The 16,449-nt window shown below is 62.7% G+C and carries 18 protein-coding genes and 2 tRNA genes; 7 read left to right on the top strand and 13 right to left on the bottom strand.

Features of this window, described 5'->3' with window-relative positions:
• Positions 1–35: 35 nt before the first annotated feature.
• Positions 36–689 carry a protein-methionine-sulfoxide reductase heme-binding subunit MsrQ gene (msrQ, locus tag OKW20_RS15660; RefSeq protein WP_429173412.1) on the bottom strand — a complete coding sequence of 218 codons (654 nt, stop codon included), beginning with the start codon at positions 687–689 and terminating at the stop codon, positions 36–38.
• A 2-nt stretch (positions 690–691) separates the two neighbouring features.
• Positions 692–1,633, bottom strand: coding sequence for a protein-methionine-sulfoxide reductase catalytic subunit MsrP (msrP, locus tag OKW20_RS15655; RefSeq protein ID WP_429173410.1), 942 nt, complete (start codon positions 1,631–1,633; stop codon positions 692–694).
• Positions 1,634–1,831: 198 nt separating this feature from the next.
• Between msrP and OKW20_RS15650 the strand changes: the two genes are divergently transcribed.
• The 3 genes from OKW20_RS15650 (at position 1,832) to sugE (ending at position 5,079) form a co-directional block, all read left to right on the top strand.
• A complete protein-coding gene (locus OKW20_RS15650; protein ID WP_043623373.1) occupies positions 1,832–3,229 on the top strand; it encodes a DegQ family serine endoprotease in 1,398 nt (465 codons plus the stop codon).
• Positions 3,226–4,539, top strand: a complete 1,314-nt coding sequence (locus tag OKW20_RS15645; protein WP_429173407.1) for a replication-associated recombination protein A — start codon at positions 3,226–3,228, stop codon at positions 4,537–4,539. The genes OKW20_RS15650 and OKW20_RS15645 overlap by 4 nt, the downstream gene beginning before the upstream one ends.
• 225 nt (positions 4,540–4,764) lie before the next feature.
• Positions 4,765–5,079: a quaternary ammonium compound efflux SMR transporter SugE gene (gene sugE / locus OKW20_RS15640; RefSeq protein ID WP_034795623.1), complete on the top strand. Its 315-nt coding sequence runs from the start codon at positions 4,765–4,767 to the stop codon at positions 5,077–5,079.
• Between the two features lie 132 nt (positions 5,080–5,211).
• Here sugE and OKW20_RS15635 read toward each other — a convergent pair whose 3' ends face one another.
• The 9 genes from OKW20_RS15635 to OKW20_RS15595 all read right to left on the bottom strand — a co-directional run bounded on the left by OKW20_RS15635 (position 5,212) and on the right by OKW20_RS15595 (position 11,981).
• Positions 5,212–5,997, bottom strand: a complete 786-nt coding sequence (locus tag OKW20_RS15635) for an ATP12 family chaperone protein (RefSeq protein ID WP_429173405.1) — start codon at positions 5,995–5,997, stop codon at positions 5,212–5,214.
• Positions 5,990–6,655, bottom strand: coding sequence for an HAD-IA family hydrolase (locus OKW20_RS15630; protein ID WP_429118623.1), 666 nt, complete (start codon positions 6,653–6,655; stop codon positions 5,990–5,992). The genes OKW20_RS15635 and OKW20_RS15630 overlap by 8 nt, the downstream gene beginning before the upstream one ends.
• Positions 6,655–7,647 carry an RluA family pseudouridine synthase gene (locus OKW20_RS15625; RefSeq protein WP_192445950.1) on the bottom strand — a complete coding sequence of 331 codons (993 nt, stop codon included), beginning with the start codon at positions 7,645–7,647 and terminating at the stop codon, positions 6,655–6,657. Before OKW20_RS15625 ends, OKW20_RS15630 begins: the two co-directional genes overlap by 1 nt.
• 214 nt (positions 7,648–7,861) lie before the next feature.
• Positions 7,862–8,239, bottom strand: a complete 378-nt coding sequence (crcB, locus tag OKW20_RS15620) for a fluoride efflux transporter CrcB (protein ID WP_429173403.1) — start codon at positions 8,237–8,239, stop codon at positions 7,862–7,864.
• Between the two features lie 74 nt (positions 8,240–8,313).
• Positions 8,314–9,147 carry an S-formylglutathione hydrolase gene (gene fghA / locus OKW20_RS15615; RefSeq protein WP_429173400.1) on the bottom strand — a complete coding sequence of 278 codons (834 nt, stop codon included), beginning with the start codon at positions 9,145–9,147 and terminating at the stop codon, positions 8,314–8,316.
• Positions 9,148–9,171: 24 nt separating this feature from the next.
• On the bottom strand, positions 9,172–9,819 hold the full coding sequence (locus tag OKW20_RS15610) for a DUF1345 domain-containing protein (RefSeq protein WP_429173398.1): 648 nt from the start codon (positions 9,817–9,819) through the stop codon (positions 9,172–9,174).
• Positions 9,820–9,867: 48 nt separating this feature from the next.
• Positions 9,868–10,308: a YaiI/YqxD family protein gene (locus OKW20_RS15605; RefSeq protein ID WP_043623348.1), complete on the bottom strand. Its 441-nt coding sequence runs from the start codon at positions 10,306–10,308 to the stop codon at positions 9,868–9,870.
• A gap of 80 nt (positions 10,309–10,388) precedes the next feature.
• A complete protein-coding gene (locus OKW20_RS15600) occupies positions 10,389–11,516 on the bottom strand; it encodes an S-(hydroxymethyl)glutathione dehydrogenase/class III alcohol dehydrogenase (protein ID WP_077967684.1) in 1,128 nt (375 codons plus the stop codon).
• Between the two features lie 69 nt (positions 11,517–11,585).
• Positions 11,586–11,981 (bottom strand): helix-turn-helix domain-containing protein, encoded by a 396-nt coding sequence (locus tag OKW20_RS15595; RefSeq protein WP_429173395.1) that lies wholly within the window; start codon positions 11,979–11,981, stop codon positions 11,586–11,588.
• A gap of 248 nt (positions 11,982–12,229) precedes the next feature.
• Here OKW20_RS15595 and OKW20_RS15590 point away from each other — a divergent pair, with 248 nt between their 5' ends.
• Complete coding sequence (locus OKW20_RS15590) at positions 12,230–13,168, top strand: DMT family transporter (protein WP_429173393.1); 939 nt, start codon at positions 12,230–12,232, stop codon at positions 13,166–13,168.
• A gap of 6 nt (positions 13,169–13,174) precedes the next feature.
• Here the strand turns inward: OKW20_RS15590 and lipB are convergent, their stop codons facing one another.
• Positions 13,175–13,894, bottom strand: coding sequence for a lipoyl(octanoyl) transferase LipB (lipB, locus tag OKW20_RS15585; protein WP_429173390.1), 720 nt, complete (start codon positions 13,892–13,894; stop codon positions 13,175–13,177).
• Between the two features lie 193 nt (positions 13,895–14,087).
• Between lipB and OKW20_RS15580 the strand changes: the two genes are divergently transcribed.
• The 3 genes from OKW20_RS15580 (at position 14,088) to OKW20_RS15570 (ending at position 16,091) form a co-directional block, all read left to right on the top strand.
• Positions 14,088–14,172 (top strand) — tRNA-Leu (locus OKW20_RS15580).
• A gap of 388 nt (positions 14,173–14,560) precedes the next feature.
• Positions 14,561–14,645: transfer RNA gene (locus tag OKW20_RS15575), tRNA-Leu, on the top strand.
• A 264-nt stretch (positions 14,646–14,909) separates the two neighbouring features.
• Positions 14,910–16,091 (top strand): serine hydrolase domain-containing protein, encoded by a 1,182-nt coding sequence (locus OKW20_RS15570; RefSeq protein WP_429173387.1) that lies wholly within the window; start codon positions 14,910–14,912, stop codon positions 16,089–16,091.
• 51 nt (positions 16,092–16,142) lie between these two features.
• Here OKW20_RS15570 and OKW20_RS15565 read toward each other — a convergent pair whose 3' ends face one another.
• The gene (locus OKW20_RS15565; protein WP_043624859.1) at positions 16,143–16,412 is read right to left on the bottom strand and encodes a hypothetical protein; all 270 of its coding nucleotides are present in this window, start codon (positions 16,410–16,412) and stop codon (positions 16,143–16,145) included.
• Positions 16,413–16,449 lie beyond the last annotated feature (37 nt).

Raw genomic sequence — 16,449 nt, 5'->3', positions numbered from 1 at the left:
CGGGGGTCGTTGTTCAGGGCGGGACGAAGAACGCCTCAGGCGCTCTCGGTAGCGGTCCTCGCCGGCGCGTTGGCGGCCTGGCGCTTGCGCCGCAGATAGGGTTTGCGCACCAGCCGCCAGACGAGCAACGCCGCAACGAGCCCGAGATAAAGCAGCTGTTCCGGGCCGACGACCTTCACCGACATCGAGAAATGCAGGGCGCCGGCGGCGGCGATCACGTAGGCCAGGCGGTGAAGTTTGTTCCACCGCGCACCGAGCCTGCGGATCGACCAGTTGTTGGACGTGAGTGCAAGCGGGATCAGCATGACGAGCGCGGCCATGCCGATGGTGATGAAGGGGCGGCGGGCGATATCGGCCAGTATGCCCGGAAAGTTTAGCCGCTGATCGAGCAGCATGTAGGCGAGGAAGTGCATCAGCACATAGTAGAAGGCGAGTAGCCCGAGTGCCCGGCGATAGCGCAGCCAGTTGATCCCGAAGAGGTCGCGGATCGGCGAGATCGCCAACGTTGCGACGAGGAAGCGCAGCGCCCAGAGGCCGAGCAGGTGTTCGAATTCCTTGACCGGGTTTCCGGGCAATTGGCCCGTAGCCCCGAGATAGAATGCGTAGGCGGCCGGCAGCAGCCCGAGACCGTAGAGCGCCCAGACCGAGGCTGAATGGTAACGCTTTGCAAGGGTGGGCAGGCGGGCCATGATCAATAGTTCGCTCTGAGATCCATGCCGGCATAAAGCCCGGCCACCTCGTCGGCATAGCCGTTGAAGGGCAGGGTGTCGCGCCGGTTGGAGCCGAAGAAGCCGCCACCGCCGATGCGGTTTTCCGTTGCCTGGCTCCAGCGGGGATGATCGACCGCCGGATTGACGTTGGCAAAGAAGCCGTACTCGTTTGGCGCCGAGAGGTTCCAGGTCGAGGGCGGCTGTGTTTCCGTCAAGGAAATGCGCACGATCGACTTGATCCCCTTGAAACCGTATTTCCAGGGAGTGACCAGCCGAACCGGCGCGCCGTTCTGGTTGGGAAGCGTCTTGCCGTAGACGCCGACGGACAGCAGTGTCAGCGGGTGACGGGCTTCGTCGAGCCTCAACCCCTCGCGATAGGGCCAGGGCAACGGCTGGAAGAAACCGGATTGACCCGGCATTTCGGACGGCCGCACCACGGTCTCGAACGAGACATATTTGGCGCTGCCGAGCGGCTCGACCTTGTCGAGCAGTGCCGAAAGCTGAAACCCGGTCCAGGGGATCACCATTGACCAGGCTTCGACACAGCGCATGCGGTAGACGCGCTCTTCGATCGGCAACGCCAAGAGCTCTTCGAGCCCGAATTCCTTCGGCTTGCCGACGAGGCCATCGACCTTCACCGTCCATGGCGTCGGCTTGAAGCTGTTCGAATTGGCCGCAGGGTCGCCCTTGCCGGTCCCGAACTCATAGAAATTGTTGTAGCTGGTGACGTCGGCCTCGGGCGTCAGGTCCTCGTCGACGGTGTATTTGCCCTTGGGAGCGCTGAGTGCCGCCGCGATCCCCGTACCGCTTCCCGCAAGCAGCACGCCGCCGGCGGCAGCCCCGAGGAAGGTGCGGCGGTTGAAAAAGATGGCCTCCGGGGTGATTTCGGAGGAAACGATTCTCGGCGGACGGTAAGATGGCATGGTCTTTTCCGAAGTGATTTATGAGCCTTGTCTTGTATGAACTCAGCAGACTTTCGATCACCGTGAAAGGGGTTGCGAACCACGTTTTCGTGCGTAGCGCGTGAAGCCGGCGACTTTGCGTATCCTGCGCCAACATTTGCCTTTTTTCCCGCGAAATCCTATCTGAACGTAGCCGCGCCGAATAGGAGAATGCTTTACATGATCGTAGGTCGAAGAGCGCTTGTTTCGCTCGTCATCGCTGTTTCTCTCGCCTGTCCGGCATTGGCCCAGGAGGCCAAGAGCGTTCCGCAGTCGCGGACCGAAATGCAGCTTTCTTTCGCCCCCCTCGTCAAGCAGACGGCGAATGCCGTCGTCAACGTCTATGCCGAACGGGTCGTCGAGCGCCGGTCGATTTTCTCCGGCGATCCCTTCTTCGAGGAGTTCTTCGGCCAGCGTATGCCGAACCGTTCGGAGAAGCAGTCTTCGCTGGGTTCCGGCGTGATCGTCGGCAAGAACGGCATCGTGGTGACCAACAACCACGTCATCGAGGGCGCCGACGATATCAAGGTGGCGCTGGCCGACGGCCGCGAGTTTCCTTGCAAGATCGTGCTCAAGGACGATCGGCTCGACCTCGCGGTTCTGAAGATCCAGTCGGACGGTCCCTTCGACATCGTGCCGCTTGGTGATTCCGATGCGGTCGAGGTCGGTGACCTCGTGCTCGCGATCGGCAACCCCTTCGGCGTCGGCCAGACGGTGACGAGCGGCATCGTTTCGGCGCTTGCGCGCAACCAGGTCTCGTCGGGTGATTTCGGCTTCTTCATCCAGACGGATGCGGCAATCAACCCGGGCAATTCCGGCGGCGGCCTCATCGACATGAACGGCCAGCTTATCGGCATCAATACGGCGATCTTTTCCAAGGGCGGTGGCTCGAACGGCGTCGGCTTTGCCATCCCCGCCAATCTCGTCAAGGTTTTCGTCGCCTCGGCCGAAGGCGGCAACGGCGCGTTCGTGCGTCCGTTCATCGGCGCGAGCTTCGAGCCGGTCACTTCGGAAGTGGCCGAGGCCCTTGGCCTCAACCGCGCCCGCGGTGCGCTGGTGACCGCTGTCGTGGCGGGCGGCCCGGCCGAACAGGCGGGGATCAAGCCCGGCCAGGTGATCACTGCCGTCAACGGCATCGAGGTCGAACATCCCGATGCCCTCGGCTATCGCTTGACGACTGTTGGTATCGGCCACGAGGCGCGGGTCACCGTATCGGAAAACGGCAAGCAGCGGGAAGTGGCGCTCAAGCTCGATCGGGCGCCGGAGACCTCGCCGCGCGACGAACGGCTGATCGAAGGCCGAAACCCCTTCGCCGGCGCAGTCGTCGCCAACCTATCACCGCGCCTTGCCGACGAGTTGCGCATGTCGACCTCGCTGCAGGGCGTCGTCGTCATGCAGGTCAACCGCGGCTCGCCCGCCGCCCGCATCGGCCTCGAGCCGAAGGATATCGTGCGGTCGGTGAACGGCACGGCGATCGACACGTCGAAGACGCTGGAACAGGTCATGGCCGACGATGCCTCCTTCTGGCGCGTCGAGATCGAGCGTGACGGCCAACTCATCCGTCAGTTCTTCCGATGAGCGACTTGTTCACCGCCCACGAGCCACCGGAAATGGCGTCGGCAAGGCCACTTGCCGACCGGCTTCGCCCGCGAACGCTTGCCGAAGTCACCGGTCAGGATCACCTGACCGGTGAGGACGGCGTCCTGTCGCGGATGATTGCATCGGGTTCGCTCGGGTCGATGATCTTCTGGGGACCGCCCGGAACGGGCAAGACGACTGTGGCGCGGCTGCTTTCGGGGGAGGCGGGGCTCGCCTTCGAGCAGATCTCCGCGATCTTCTCCGGCGTCGCCGATCTCAAGAAGGTATTCGAGGCGGCGCGGGCAAGGCGCATGTCCGGTCGCCAGACGCTGCTCTTCGTCGACGAGATCCACCGTTTCAACCGAGCGCAGCAGGACAGCTTCCTGCCCGTCATGGAAGACGGAACCGTGATCCTCGTCGGTGCAACGACGGAAAACCCATCCTTCGAACTCAACGCCGCTCTTTTGTCGCGCGCCCGGGTGCTGACGTTCAAGCCGCACGGCGAAGACAGCATAGAGGAACTGCTGTCGCGAGCCGAAGAGACCGAGGGCAAGAAACTGCCGCTCGATGCGGATGCGCGCGCCAGCCTCATCCGCATGGCCGACGGCGACGGCCGCGCTGCGCTGACGCTGGCCGAAGAAGTCTGGCGCGCCGCGCGGCGCGAAGAGATCTTCGACGCGGCAGCACTGCAGAACATCGTCCAGCGCCGGGCGCCGGTCTATGACAAGGGCCAGGACGGCCACTACAATCTGATCTCGGCCCTGCACAAGTCTGTGCGTGGCTCGGACCCGGATGCTGCACTCTATTATCTCTGCCGCATGTTCGATGCCGGCGAGGATCCGCTCTATCTTGGGCGGCGGCTCGTGCGCATGGCAGTCGAGGACATCGGCCTTGCCGACCCGCAGGCGCTGGTGATCTGCAACGCCGCCAAGGATGCCTATGACTATCTCGGGTCACCCGAGGGCGAACTGGCGCTTGCCGAGGCTTGCGTCTATCTGGCGACCGCGCCGAAATCGAACGGCGTCTACACCGCCTACAAGGCGGCGATGCGGGCGGCGAAGGAAAATGGCTCGCTTCTGCCGCCGAAACATATCCTCAACGCACCGACGAAACTGATGAAGGGCGAGGGCTACGGCGACGGCTACCGCTACGACCATGACGAGCCGGACGCCTTTTCGGGCCAGGACTACTTCCCCGAGAAGATGGGGCGCAGGACCTTCTATGATCCGCCGGAACGCGGTTTCGAGCGTGAGATCCGTAAGCGGCTGGAATGGTGGTCGAAACTCCGCAGGGAGCGCAACGCTCCATAGAGCGCCACCTGCAGAACCTCGGTGCCCCCACGCGTTTTCATGGTTTCAACGGCTGCGTGAAATGGTTTAGCTTTGCCGCGGACGCAAGGCTGATTTGCCCATGACCGCCTTGCCGGCGTAACTGGAGTGTGAGATAGAACCCGCGTTGCAGACGGCTGCACGGTTCGCATAGGCGATACCGAACATCCGCGGGGACGGCCTCGCTCCAAACTTTAGGAGTTTGATATGGCCTGGTTCCTTCTTCTGCTTGCCGGTATTCTCGAAATCGGCTGGGCAATTGGTCTCAAATACACGGATGGTTTTACGCGGGTCACACCGACGATCCTGACCGTTGGCTCGATGATCCTCAGCATCGCGCTGCTCGGTCTCGCCGTGCGCACCCTGCCGCTCGGTACGGCTTACGCTGTCTGGACCGGCATCGGCACCGTCGGCACTGTGATCCTCGGCATCTTCCTGTTTGCCGAGCCGGCAACCTTCGTTCGCCTCGGCTGCATCGCGCTCATCGTCAGTGGTATCGCCGGCCTGAAGCTGGCCGCCTAACGTAACGGCTCTCCGCTCTCGTTACGTTAGCGTACGAGTGGAAGCGCCTTGGCGCTAAAATCTTGAACAAAAGAAACGGGCTGCGCGTCGAAAGACACGCAGCCCGTTTCGTATTCCATTGATCCGGGTTCGTCAGCGCAGGGCGTCAAGAACCGCGGCGACCGCCTGCATTTCCTGCCAGCGGTTCTCGCGGCGGCGGAAGGCTTCCTCGTCGGTTCCCCAATGCTCGATCTGCCAGTCCTCGTCGACATGCGCAGCCGTCCAGGCTTCTTCGGCTGTCAGACGGCCGGAAGCGAAGGCGAGTGCCAGCAAGGCAGAACCGGTGAGGCTCGTCACCGTGTGGACGCAGGTGAGGCCGAGCGGGGTCGCGAAGGCGCGCAGCCCTTCCGCATAGGCGGAAAGCGCTTCTTCCGACTGCTCCTGGTGGATCACGCCTTCGGCGAGGATGAAGCGGGCGCCGAGCGTCTGCTGCGCCCAGTCGAGCACCGGGTTCCAGATCTCGTTCTGGCGCGCGACCAGGCCTTCCGGGCTGTCGGCGCGATAGCAGAGCATGTCCGTTCCGGCAAAACGTAGGATATCGTCGAAAACCGAGCGCTGGTCCTTGGCGACGCCGTCAAGTGCGGTGTTGACGATACGCGTGATCGGCATCTTGCCGGGATCGACGACCTCTGCCTGCGCATCCCATTCGGCTGCGAGCATGTCTGCGAGCTTGCGTGTGGGCACGGCAAGCGGCTGCTTTGCCGGCGTGCGCACGGTGCGGCCGTCGAGCAGCACGGCGTGCGTATCGCCTTCCGCGGCTGTGACGCTGACGTCCTTGTAGAAGCGCTTCGGCAGCGGCTTCAGCATCTGGATTTGTGCGCGGCGGACCGGATCCTCGTGGCTCATCGCACCGCTGAGTTCGTCGCGAATATCAGGCATGATTGTGTTCCATCCATTCAATGATGTCGGCCGGCGTCCGGGCAACGAAATCCGCGCCCGCCTCGATGAGGTCGGGAACGGAAGCATAGCCCCAGGCAACGCCGATGGCGGCAGCGCCTGCGGCCTTGGCCATCTGCATGTCATAGATCGCATCGCCGATGACGACAGTATCCTTCGCGTCGATGCCGGCTTCAAAGCAGCATTCCGTCACCATGGCCGGATGCGGCTTGGAGGGGCAATCGTCGGCGGTCCGCGACACGAAGAAGATCCGGTCGAATCCGTGCGTCTCGGAAATGTGCGTCAGCCCGCGCCGCGACTTGCCCGTCACCGCGCCGATCAACAGCGCATCGCGCGACGACAGCGTCTGCATCATGTCGGCGATACCCGGAAACAGAAGCTCCTGGAACCCTGCCTCGGCCCGAACGCCGGCAAAGATCGATTTGTAATGTGCCGTCATCGCCAGCGCCTGATCGTCGACATGTTCGCGGCCGAGCAGGCGCGCGATGGCGATGTCGAGGGTCAGGCCGATGATGCTCTTGGTCGCCGAGAGGGGCGGGCGCTCGAGGTCGAATGCCTCGAAGGTCCGCGCCATCACTTCATGGATCAGGCCGCCGCTATCGACCAGCGTACCGTCACAATCGAAAAGCGCCAGTTTCATCAATCGTCCTCGCCAGGCTCGTTCTCTTCGAAGCCCAGCAGGTTCCAGCTCTGGACCATGTGCGGTGGCAGCGGTGCGGTCACGCGCAGGCGGCCACCGTCCGGGTGTGGAATATCGATATGACGCGCGTGCAGATGCAGGCGGTTCTGCATGCCGCCGGGCAGGCTCCAGTTGATGTCGGCATCGAAATATTTGGGGTCTCCGAGGATCGGGTGGCCGATGTGCAATGCATGGACGCGAAGCTGGTGGGTGCGGCCGGTATAGGGCTCCATCTCCAGCCAGGCGAGGTTTTGGGCTGCCTGTTCGCGAATACGGTAGTAGGAAATGGCGTGGTCGGCACCGTCTTCGCCATGCTTGGCGATGCGCATGCGGTCGCCGTCCGGCGTCTGCTCCTTGACGAGCCAGGTCGAGATCCGGTCCTCGCGCTTGCGCGGAACGCCCTTGACCAGCGCCCAATAGGTCTTCTTGGTGTCGCGCTCGCGGAAGGCGGCGGTCAGCTTCTGTGCCGCACCCCTCGTGCGGGCAATCACCAGCACGCCTGAGGTGTCGCGGTCGAGCCGGTGGACCAGACGCGGCTTTTCGCCCTTCTGGTTTGTCCAGGCCTCGAGCATCTTGTCGATATGCCGGTTGACGCCCGAGCCACCCTGAACGGCAAGGCCGGCCGGCTTGTTGAGCACGATCACCTTTGCGTCTTCGTGCAGCACCATGCGCGACAGCAACTCGCCGTCGGGTGAGTTCCTGAGGTCGCGGCCGGCGATCGGCCCGGTCTTGACTTCCTTGGGATCGACCCCGAGCGGCGGAATACGGATCGTCTGGCCGGGCTGGATCCGCGTGTCGGATTTGGCGCGGGCACCATCGACGCGGACCTGGCCGGAGCGCAGCAGCTTCTGCAGCGGGCCGAAGCCCAGTCCCGGAAAATGCACCTTGAACCAGCGATCCAGGCGCATGCCCGCCTCGTCACCGTCCACCTGCCTGTGTTCTATGCCTGCCATTTGAGCAAACCTGCCTTCTGTTTGGTCGCAGCGTCGCGCGTCGGTCCGAAGCCCCTGCGTTGGGATGACGCAAAAGAGGAAGCTTCAGGCGCGCAAGGGCTGCCGCAATATTCTCGGTGCTGCATGACAATGGCCTCGAAGCGACAACGATTGAAGGACAATGCAGCAATGCGCCGCGTGTCCCGTGGATACGCAGCGCCTGTAAGACGAGCCTTTAGACTATTGCGCGCATCAGAGCCAGCCCGCTGAAGACCGCGAGGATCGAAAGCGCGACACTGGCGATGACATATACGGCCGAGAGCATGACATCGCCGCGCTCGAAGAGCGTGATCGCGTCGAGCGAGAAGGCGGAAAAGGTGGTGTAACCGCCGAGGACGCCGGTGATGAGGAAGACACGCATGTCCGGCGAGGCGCCGAACTTGCGCATGATCACTTCGGCCAGCACGCCAATCAGGAACGAGCCCGTTACATTGACCCCGAACGTGCCCCAGGGGAAACCGGATCCCAAGCGGTGGACGGCCCAAAGACCGACGAGATAGCGCAGCATCGAGCCGATCGCGCCGCCGGCGCCAACGAGGAGAAGATGGGTCATCAGTCGCTCCGGGTCAAAATTGGCGGCGCAATTCGGCGAAAGTGACTTCCGCTCGGAATTGCGCCATTCGATGATCAGGCCAGCCGCTCGGCATGCCAGCGCAGATGGTCGTCCATGAAAGTCGAGACGAAATAGTAGGAATGGTCGTAGCGTTCGTGCATGCGCAGCGTCAAATCGATGCCCGTGCCCTTGACCGCTTCCTCGAACAGCCAGGGGCGCAGGCCGTTTTCAAGGAAGCTGTCCGCCTTACCCTGATCGATCAGGAACGCGGGGAAGCGCGCACCGTCCTTGACGAGCGCGCAGGCGTCATATTGGCGCCAGGCGGCGCGGTCCGCGCCCAGATACTTCTCGAAGGCGCCGACCGACCAGTCGGCGGTCGAAGGCTCGACGATCGGGGCGAAGGCCGAGCAGCTCTTGAAACGGTCCGGGTTCTTGAGCGCGATGGTCATGGCGCCGTGACCGCCCATCGAATGGCCGAAGATACCCTGGCGGCTCATGTCCATGCGGAAGTGCTGGCTGACGAAGGCGGGCAGTTCCTCGGTGATGTAGCTATACATCTGGTAGTGCTCGGCCCAGGGCGTTTCGGTGGCATCGAGATAGAAGCCTGCTCCCTTGCCCATCTGCCAGTTCGTCAGTTCGTCGGGAACATCCGTGCCGCGCGGGCTGGTATCCGGGCAGACGACGATCAGCCCGAGCTCGGCGGCCATGCGCCGGTATTCGCCTTTTTCCATGACGTTTGCATGCGTGCAGGTAAGGCCGGAGAGATACCAGAGCACCGGCCGCGGTTCGCTGATCGCCTGCGGCGGCACGAAGACGGCGAAGGTCATCTCGCCCTTGCAGGCCTCGGACTCGTGCGAAAAGACGCCCTGCATGCCACCGAAGGCGGTGTTTTGCGAAAGGACTTTCATGGGATGCTCCTTGGATAAAGTTGCTCAGCCGGCAAGCTGCACGGCCGCGTTGACGGCGGCGGCGACGAGCACGGTGTTGAAGAAGAACGAAACGATGGCGTGCATCAGGTTGATGCGCCGCATGGCGGTCGTGGTGATGGCGACGTCGGATGTTTGCGCCGTCATGCCGATGACGAAGGAAAAATAGAGAAAGTCGTATCCGCCGGGCTCCGGCGTGCCTGGAAATTCGAGGCCGCGGGCCGGCTCTGATGTCTGCTGGTCCTGGTTCGCGATCCAATAGGCATGGGCATAGTGCATGGCCGCCATCATGTGGATTGTTGCCCAGCCGAGCACGACGGAGGCGAAGGCGAGGCCGAGCGCCAGCGCCGAGCCGGACTTCTCGCCGTTCAGCGCGAAAAACAGGGAAACGAGCGAACTCGCTGCTGCCCCGAACGTCACCAGCAGGATCACGACCTCGGGCTCGTCGGTGTTTCGGGCATGGGTCTTCAGATGCCGGCCGGTCATCACTCGCAGTCGCCGCCAACACATGACGAGATAGACGCAGAAGAAGGTGATCGCAGCCCCTTCAAGGGCGAAACGCTGCGCCACGAACCAGAGGACGGGCACGCTTGCGAGCGCGCACAGAATGGCGGCGTAAAACGGCCAATGCCTAAGCTTCGTCGTCGTTGCCATGCTAGTGCCCCTGCGGTTGCGGGCCCCATGATCCCGCCCGTTGCGCGGTCATTTTTTCGACTGCCGCGCGAGTCGGTCAAGGGTTTCGAGGAAAGCGGAACGATCGCGCGGCGTGAAAGCGGCGTTGTAGCCCTTGCTTTCGCCGGTCTCTCGCAGGTGCTGTCCGAGGTCACGCATCGCAGAGGCCATGCCGATATTGCCCTTGTCGAAGACCCGGCCGGAGGGGCCGGTGACGAGCGCACCGGCGGCAACGCAGCGAACGGCAAGCGGCACGTCGGCGGTAACGACGATGTCGCCCTCATGCGCCCGTTCGGCGATCCAGTTGTCGGCCGCGTCGAAACCTGCCGAGACGATGACATTGTGCACCATCGGGTCGCGCGAAGGGCGCAGGCCCGAATTGGCGACCAATGTCACCTCGATCCCGTGGCGCTCGGCCACTTTCAGGATTTCGGTTTTCACCGGGCAGGCGTCTGCGTCGACATAGATCATCTTGAATCAACTTCTCAACGGGACTGAAAAGGCGCCGGAAATCAATTGTCTCCGGCGCCTCTTTGAATCAAAATAACAGCTTAGTACAGAACGACCGAGCGGATGCTCTCGCCCGAATGCATCAGTTCGAAGCCCTTGTTGATGTCTTCGAGCGGCATGGTGTGGGTGATCATCGGATCGATCTCGATCTTGCCTTCCATGTACCAGTCGACGATCTTCGGCACATCGGTGCGCCCGCGTGCGCCACCAAAGGCGGTGCCCATCCAGGTGCGGCCGGTAACCAGCTGGAACGGACGGGTGGAGATTTCCTGACCGGCGCCGGCAACGCCGATGACGACCGACTTGCCCCAGCCGCGATGCGAGGCTTCGAGCGCCTGGCGCATCACCTTGGTGTTGCCGGTGCAGTCGAAGGTATAGTCGGCGCCGCCGATCTGGTCGGCTCCACGCTTGGTCATGTTGACGAGGTAAGGCACGATGTCGTCGCCGACTTCCTTCGGGTTGACGAAGTGGGTCATGCCGAAGCGTTCGCCCCAGGCCTTCTTGTCGTTGTTGAGGTCGACGCCGATGATCATGTCGGCGCCGGCAAGACGTAGGCCCTGGATGACGTTGAGGCCGATGCCGCCGAGACCGAAGACGATCGCAGTCGCACCCATTTCCACCTGTGCGGTGTTAATGACGGCGCCGATGCCGGTCGTCACGCCGCAGCCGATGTAGCAGATCTTGTCGAACGGCGCGTCCGGGTTGACCTTGGCAACCGCGATCTCCGGCAGAACCGTATAGTTGGCGAAGGTCGAGCAGCCCATGTAGTGGTGGATCTTGTCCTTGCCGATCGAGAAGCGCGAGGTGCCGTCCGGCATCAGGCCTTGCCCTTGCGTCGAGCGGATCGCGGTGCACAGATTGGTCTTGCGCGACAGACACGACGGGCAGGAGCGGCACTCGGGCGTATAAAGCGGAATGACATGGTCGCCCTTCTTCACCGAGGTGACACCCGGGCCGACGTCGACGACGATGCCGGCGCCTTCATGGCCGAGGATTGCCGGGAATAGGCCTTCCGGGTCCGCACCCGACAGGGTGAAATCGTCGGTGTGGCAGATGCCTGTGGCCTTTACCTCGATCAGGACTTCGCCGGCCCGCGGGCCTTCGAGCTGAACCGTCATGACCTCAAGCGGCTTGCCTGCCTGAACGGCAACGGCGGCGCGTACATCCATCTATTTTCTCCTTGGACTGAAATGACTTCGGGCCGCCAGAACGGCGGCCCCACGTGGAATCGCAATGGGTTATCGAATGTTCTGTTGAACGCGATTGAGTTCCATCTCAAGTGCGGCGATCGCCTTGCCGGTCTGTTCGTGCAGCTTCTTGACGAGGGCGAGCTGCTCGCGCAGGCCGTCCTTCTCGTCCTCTGCGTCGGCATCCGGTGCGCGGCCGAGCCCGGCGATCAGCCAGGCCGGGGTGACGCCCAGCACGCCTGCGAGCATGAACAGCCGGTTGGTGCGAGGTTCGGCCCGATCCCGTTCCCAGGCCGCGATCGTCTCCGTGCGCACACCGAGCTGGTCGGCCAGTTCCTTGGCGCTGAGATTGGCGGCGTCGCGCGCCCTCCAGATGCGCCCTCCCAGCGTATCGCCGTCGCTGGTGTCGCGCAGGCGGGCAATCATCGTTTCGGTGGACAAGCGCATGGACATCTCCTTTGCCACGGTCACGTTCAAAGGTCCCGGGCCTCAGGCGGCAGAGCGCCGACCTTTGCGGTCCGGGGCGGAAGATTGTCGTGAGCTTATAGGCATTTGGGCGGCGAGGGACCACCCCGAAGCGCCAAAAACACTGTCAATTGCGGCTGGGGCGCGGATAGTTCTTTTCCCGTCGCATCTTCGGCCGTTGAAAACCAAGGCATAGGCTCTAATCTGCGGCAGCCACAGGAGCATGCCCCATGACAGACGCCCGAACCGCGACCACCGAACACACCGACACGGTGATGCAGGGCGTCGCCATCATGCTCTTTGCGATGGTCATCCTGCCGGGCATGGACGTGATTGCGAAGTACATGGCCGTCTATGAGGGCATGTCGCCGGGGCAAGTGACCTTCTACCGCTTCTTCTTCCAACTGGTGGCGACGCTACCGTTGCTGCTTGGCGCCGGCGGCCTGCAGGCGCTGAGAGCAAAGCGGCCCTTCGCCAATCTGCTGCGCGGCGTGCTGCTGGCGACTGCGGCCTTGTTCTTCTTTATATCGGTGAAGTACATGCCGCTTGCCGACACCTTCGCCATCTACTTCGTCGAACCCTTCATCCTGACTTGCCTTTCGGCAGCGTTCCTCAAGGAAAAAGTGGGTTGGCGGCGCTGGCTCGCCATCGTCGTCGGTTTCGGCGGAGCAATGATCGTCATCCAGCCGAGCTTTGCCGCTTTCGGCCTGACCGCGCTGTTGCCGGTTGCCTGCGCCTTCGTCTTTGCCTGCTATCTGCTGCTCAACCGCGCTGTCGGTACCGGCGACTCGCCGCTGACGATGCAGACGATTGCCGGCATCGGCGGCACGTTGACGATGGCGCTGGTGATCCTGATCGGCAACGGCATGGGTAGCGCCGATTTCGTGCCGTCGCTGCCGAAGTCGCCGCTTGGCTGGATGCTGGTGGTTATTCTCGGCGCGCTCTCCGGCTACGGCCACCTGCTGGTCGTCAAGGCGTTCCGGGCAGCACCCGTCTCGTTGCTGGCGCCGTTCCACTACTTCGAGATCGTCACGGCGACGGCGCTTGGTTATCTCATTTTCGGAGATTTCCCGTCGCTCTCGAAATGGCTCGGCATCGCCATCATCGTCGGCTCCGGCCTGTTCATCATCTGGCGCGAGCGGCAGGCGGGACGTCGGGCGTCGAACTGAGCGGGCTTATGCCGCGTCGGTCGTCGTCGGGCCGAACACGGTCTCGAACGCTTCGCGCAGACGGATGTCGACATCCGGCATCATCACCGGCAGGCCAAGGTCGACGAGGCTGGTGACACCATAACCGCGGATGCCGCAGGGCACGATACCGCCGAAATGGTCGAGGTCCGGATCGACGTTGAGCGCAAAGCCATGGAAACTCACCCACTTGCGCAGGCGGATGCCGATCGCGGCGATCTTGTCTTCCGACATCGAGCCGTCGGGCAGGGCGGGCTTTTCCGGGCGCCGCACCCAGACACCGACCCGGTCTTCGCGCCGCTCGCCGCGGACATTCATCGAATCGAGCGTGGAGATGACGACGCTTTCGAGTGCCGCGACGAAGGCGCGGACGTCCTGCTTCCGGCGCTTGAGGTCGAGCATGACATAAACGACGCGCTGGCCCGGGCCATGATAGGTGTATTCGCCGCCCCGGCCGGTGGCAAAGACCGGAAAACGGTCGGGCATGACGAGATCGGCGGCGTCGGCGCTGGTGCCGGCCGTATAGAGCGGCGGGTGCTCGACCAGCCAGACCAGTTCATCCTTGGTGCCGGCGGCAATCGCCGCGGCTTCCTGCTCCATCAACTCGACGGCCTGCGGATAATCGACCAGTTCGGAGGCAATCCGCCAGCGAACCGGGGGTGATTCCGGAGGGGCAAACATGTCCTGGCTCAGATTTTCGCGCTGCATTCGCTCGGCATTCCTGTTTTTTAGAGCCTGTACATGGGATGGCGCGCGGCAAGAGTCCAGCGTTTCCGGGGCTCCTCGGGCGGGCTGTTGAAATAGTTTCGTTTCCCGTCAAATTTCTGTCGTGATCCTCTTGTGCCCCCAAGGGGCTTTTGCTACATGCAGCCCCGTCGACGCAAGTCGGCCCTACCACGATGCGGTCGTGGCGGAATTGGTAGACGCGCAGCGTTGAGGTCGCTGTGGGGCAACCCGTGGAAGTTCGAGTCTTCTCGACCGCACCAAAAAAACCCGGCTTCGGCCGGGTTTTTTTGTTTTTAATCTTGGTGTTAGCCAAATTGGGATTTCTGCCTGGGCGTAACCGGTGCATCCCTTTGCCTCCCAGCCCACATCAAGCATTAGAATAGGGGTGTGTCGGCCGTCGCTCATCTTGCGCGCGCACACCGAGGGCATTGCCGACGATCCCGTTGTGGCGAGAGCAAGCCTCGAAAGGCGTCTGGAAGATCCCTTCGCTGGTCTGAAATACAGCCGCTGAACGCCACCTTTCCCGCCGCATTGAGAATGCCGCTCCAGTTCGTCGCCATCTTTCAATTTGTCCACAGCCATCCCTTGTGCACTCAAGGGGCTTTTGCTACATGCAGCCGCGCCGGCGCAAGTCGGCCCTACCACGATGCGGTCGTGGCGGAATTGGTAGACGCGCAGCGTTGAGGTCGCTGTGGGGCAACCCGTGGAAGTTCGAGTCTTCTCGACCGCACCAAATACCCGGCTTCGGCCGGGTTTTTTGTTTCAAATCCATGTTTAGCTGCCCCGTTTTGGCGTGCCCTGTTCGCCGGCATCGTGATGCCGTGCGGTAATCCGAATCTCACTGGTTTCGCGCTGAGTAGCCGACAGCTCTCTATTTCCATGGCCGACAGAAAATGGCTTGGGTCGCCCTTTGGTGCTAGGGTTTTCACGGCGGTTCGACGTGAAAAGTGGCACGCCTGCCGCGCGTATCGAAGCCTTGGCTATGCGGGAGGTTCCTTTGTCCGGCGATCTCAAGACTAGTGCCGATGCAATCCTCAATGCCGCGGTTCGTTCCGCCGATGGCGTGCCCGGCGTTGTCGCGATCGCAACGGATCGACAGGGCAATTTTTACGAGGGCGCGGCGGGAACGCGCTCTTTGGCTGGCGCGACGGATATGACGGCCGACAGCGTCTTTGCGATCTTCTCGATGACGAAGGCGATCACGGCGACGGCCTGCCTGCAATTGGTCGAGGAGGGCAACCTTGATCTCGACGCTCCCGCGAGGCAGTACGCGCCCGAAATCGGCACGCTGCAGGTGATCGAGGGGTTTGATCCCGCGGGGAATCCGAAACTCCGCCCGCCCAAACGAGACATCACCACGCGCATGCTGCTCCTGCACACGGCGGGCTTTGGCTATGACTTTTTCAACGAGACCTATGCCCGGTTGGCACGTCAGCATGGGCAGCCGAGCGTGATCACCGCATCCCATGCATCCATCCGGACGCCTTTGCTCTTCGATCCCGGCGACGTCTGGGAATATGGGAGCAGCCTGGACTGGGCCGGGCAGGTCGTTGAGGGCATCACCGGCAAGCAGCTTGGCGCGGTGATGACGGAGCGCATCCTCGAACCGCTTGGCATGGAGGACACCGGCTTTGTCATGACTCCGTCCATGACCTCCCGTGTGGTCACGCTACATCAAAGGGACGATGCCGGCCGATTGTCGCCGCGGCCTGATTTCAGGCTTCCTCAAGATCCGGAGGTCCAGATGGGCGGGCACGGTCTCTATTCGACGGCTGTCGACTACGCCAAATTTATCCGCATGTGGCTCAACGCCGGGATGTCTCCCGGCGGTCGCGTGCTGAAGGCCGAAACCGTCGAAATGGCGGAAAGGAACGGTCTCGGAGAAAAGAAGATCAAGAAGCTTCCGGGGGTGATCAAAAGCCTGTCCCACGACGCCGAATTTTTCCCCGGGATGCCGAAGTCCTGGGGGATAAGCTTCATGATCAACGATGAAGCAGCGCCGACCGGGCGGCCCGCCGGCGCATTGGCCTGGGCGGGGCTTGCAAACCTCTACTACTGGATAGACCGGAAAAACGGTCTCGGCGGCCTGTGGGCAACACAGATACTGCCCTTTGCCGATCCAGCTTCGTTCGGGAGCTATCTCGAATTCGAAACGGCGGTTTACGCGGCTCGAAATTGATGGCGGCGACGGGCGGCAGAGGTCGCTGCGCCCGTGCGCCGCTCATTCGTATCAGTTGTTGCCGGCAGGTCCGCTCTGGTCCATGCGGCGGCGGACGAGCTTGTAGGTGCGGTCGGGCTGGACTTCATAGGTCTCGTAGACCATCTGGCCCTCATACATGAACCGGTTCTGCACCATGGCGCCGGGTGAGGCTTGTGTCTTTCTGTTGGCAGCGTTTTCGCCATAGGTCAGGCTCTGGGGCAGGGGCTCGAGATTTTGCTGGGCACTGTTGCAGCCGGCAAGCACGAGGAGGCCGATGACGGCGAGATAGGTCGGTTTCATGGTTCGGTCCTTGGTGACTATGATTTGATGTTGCGGG

The organism is Ensifer sp. LBL (assembly GCF_050435225.1).
Classification (GTDB): Bacteria; Pseudomonadota; Alphaproteobacteria; order Rhizobiales; family Rhizobiaceae; genus Ensifer.
This window is presented reverse-complemented; position numbering and strand designations above follow the sequence as displayed.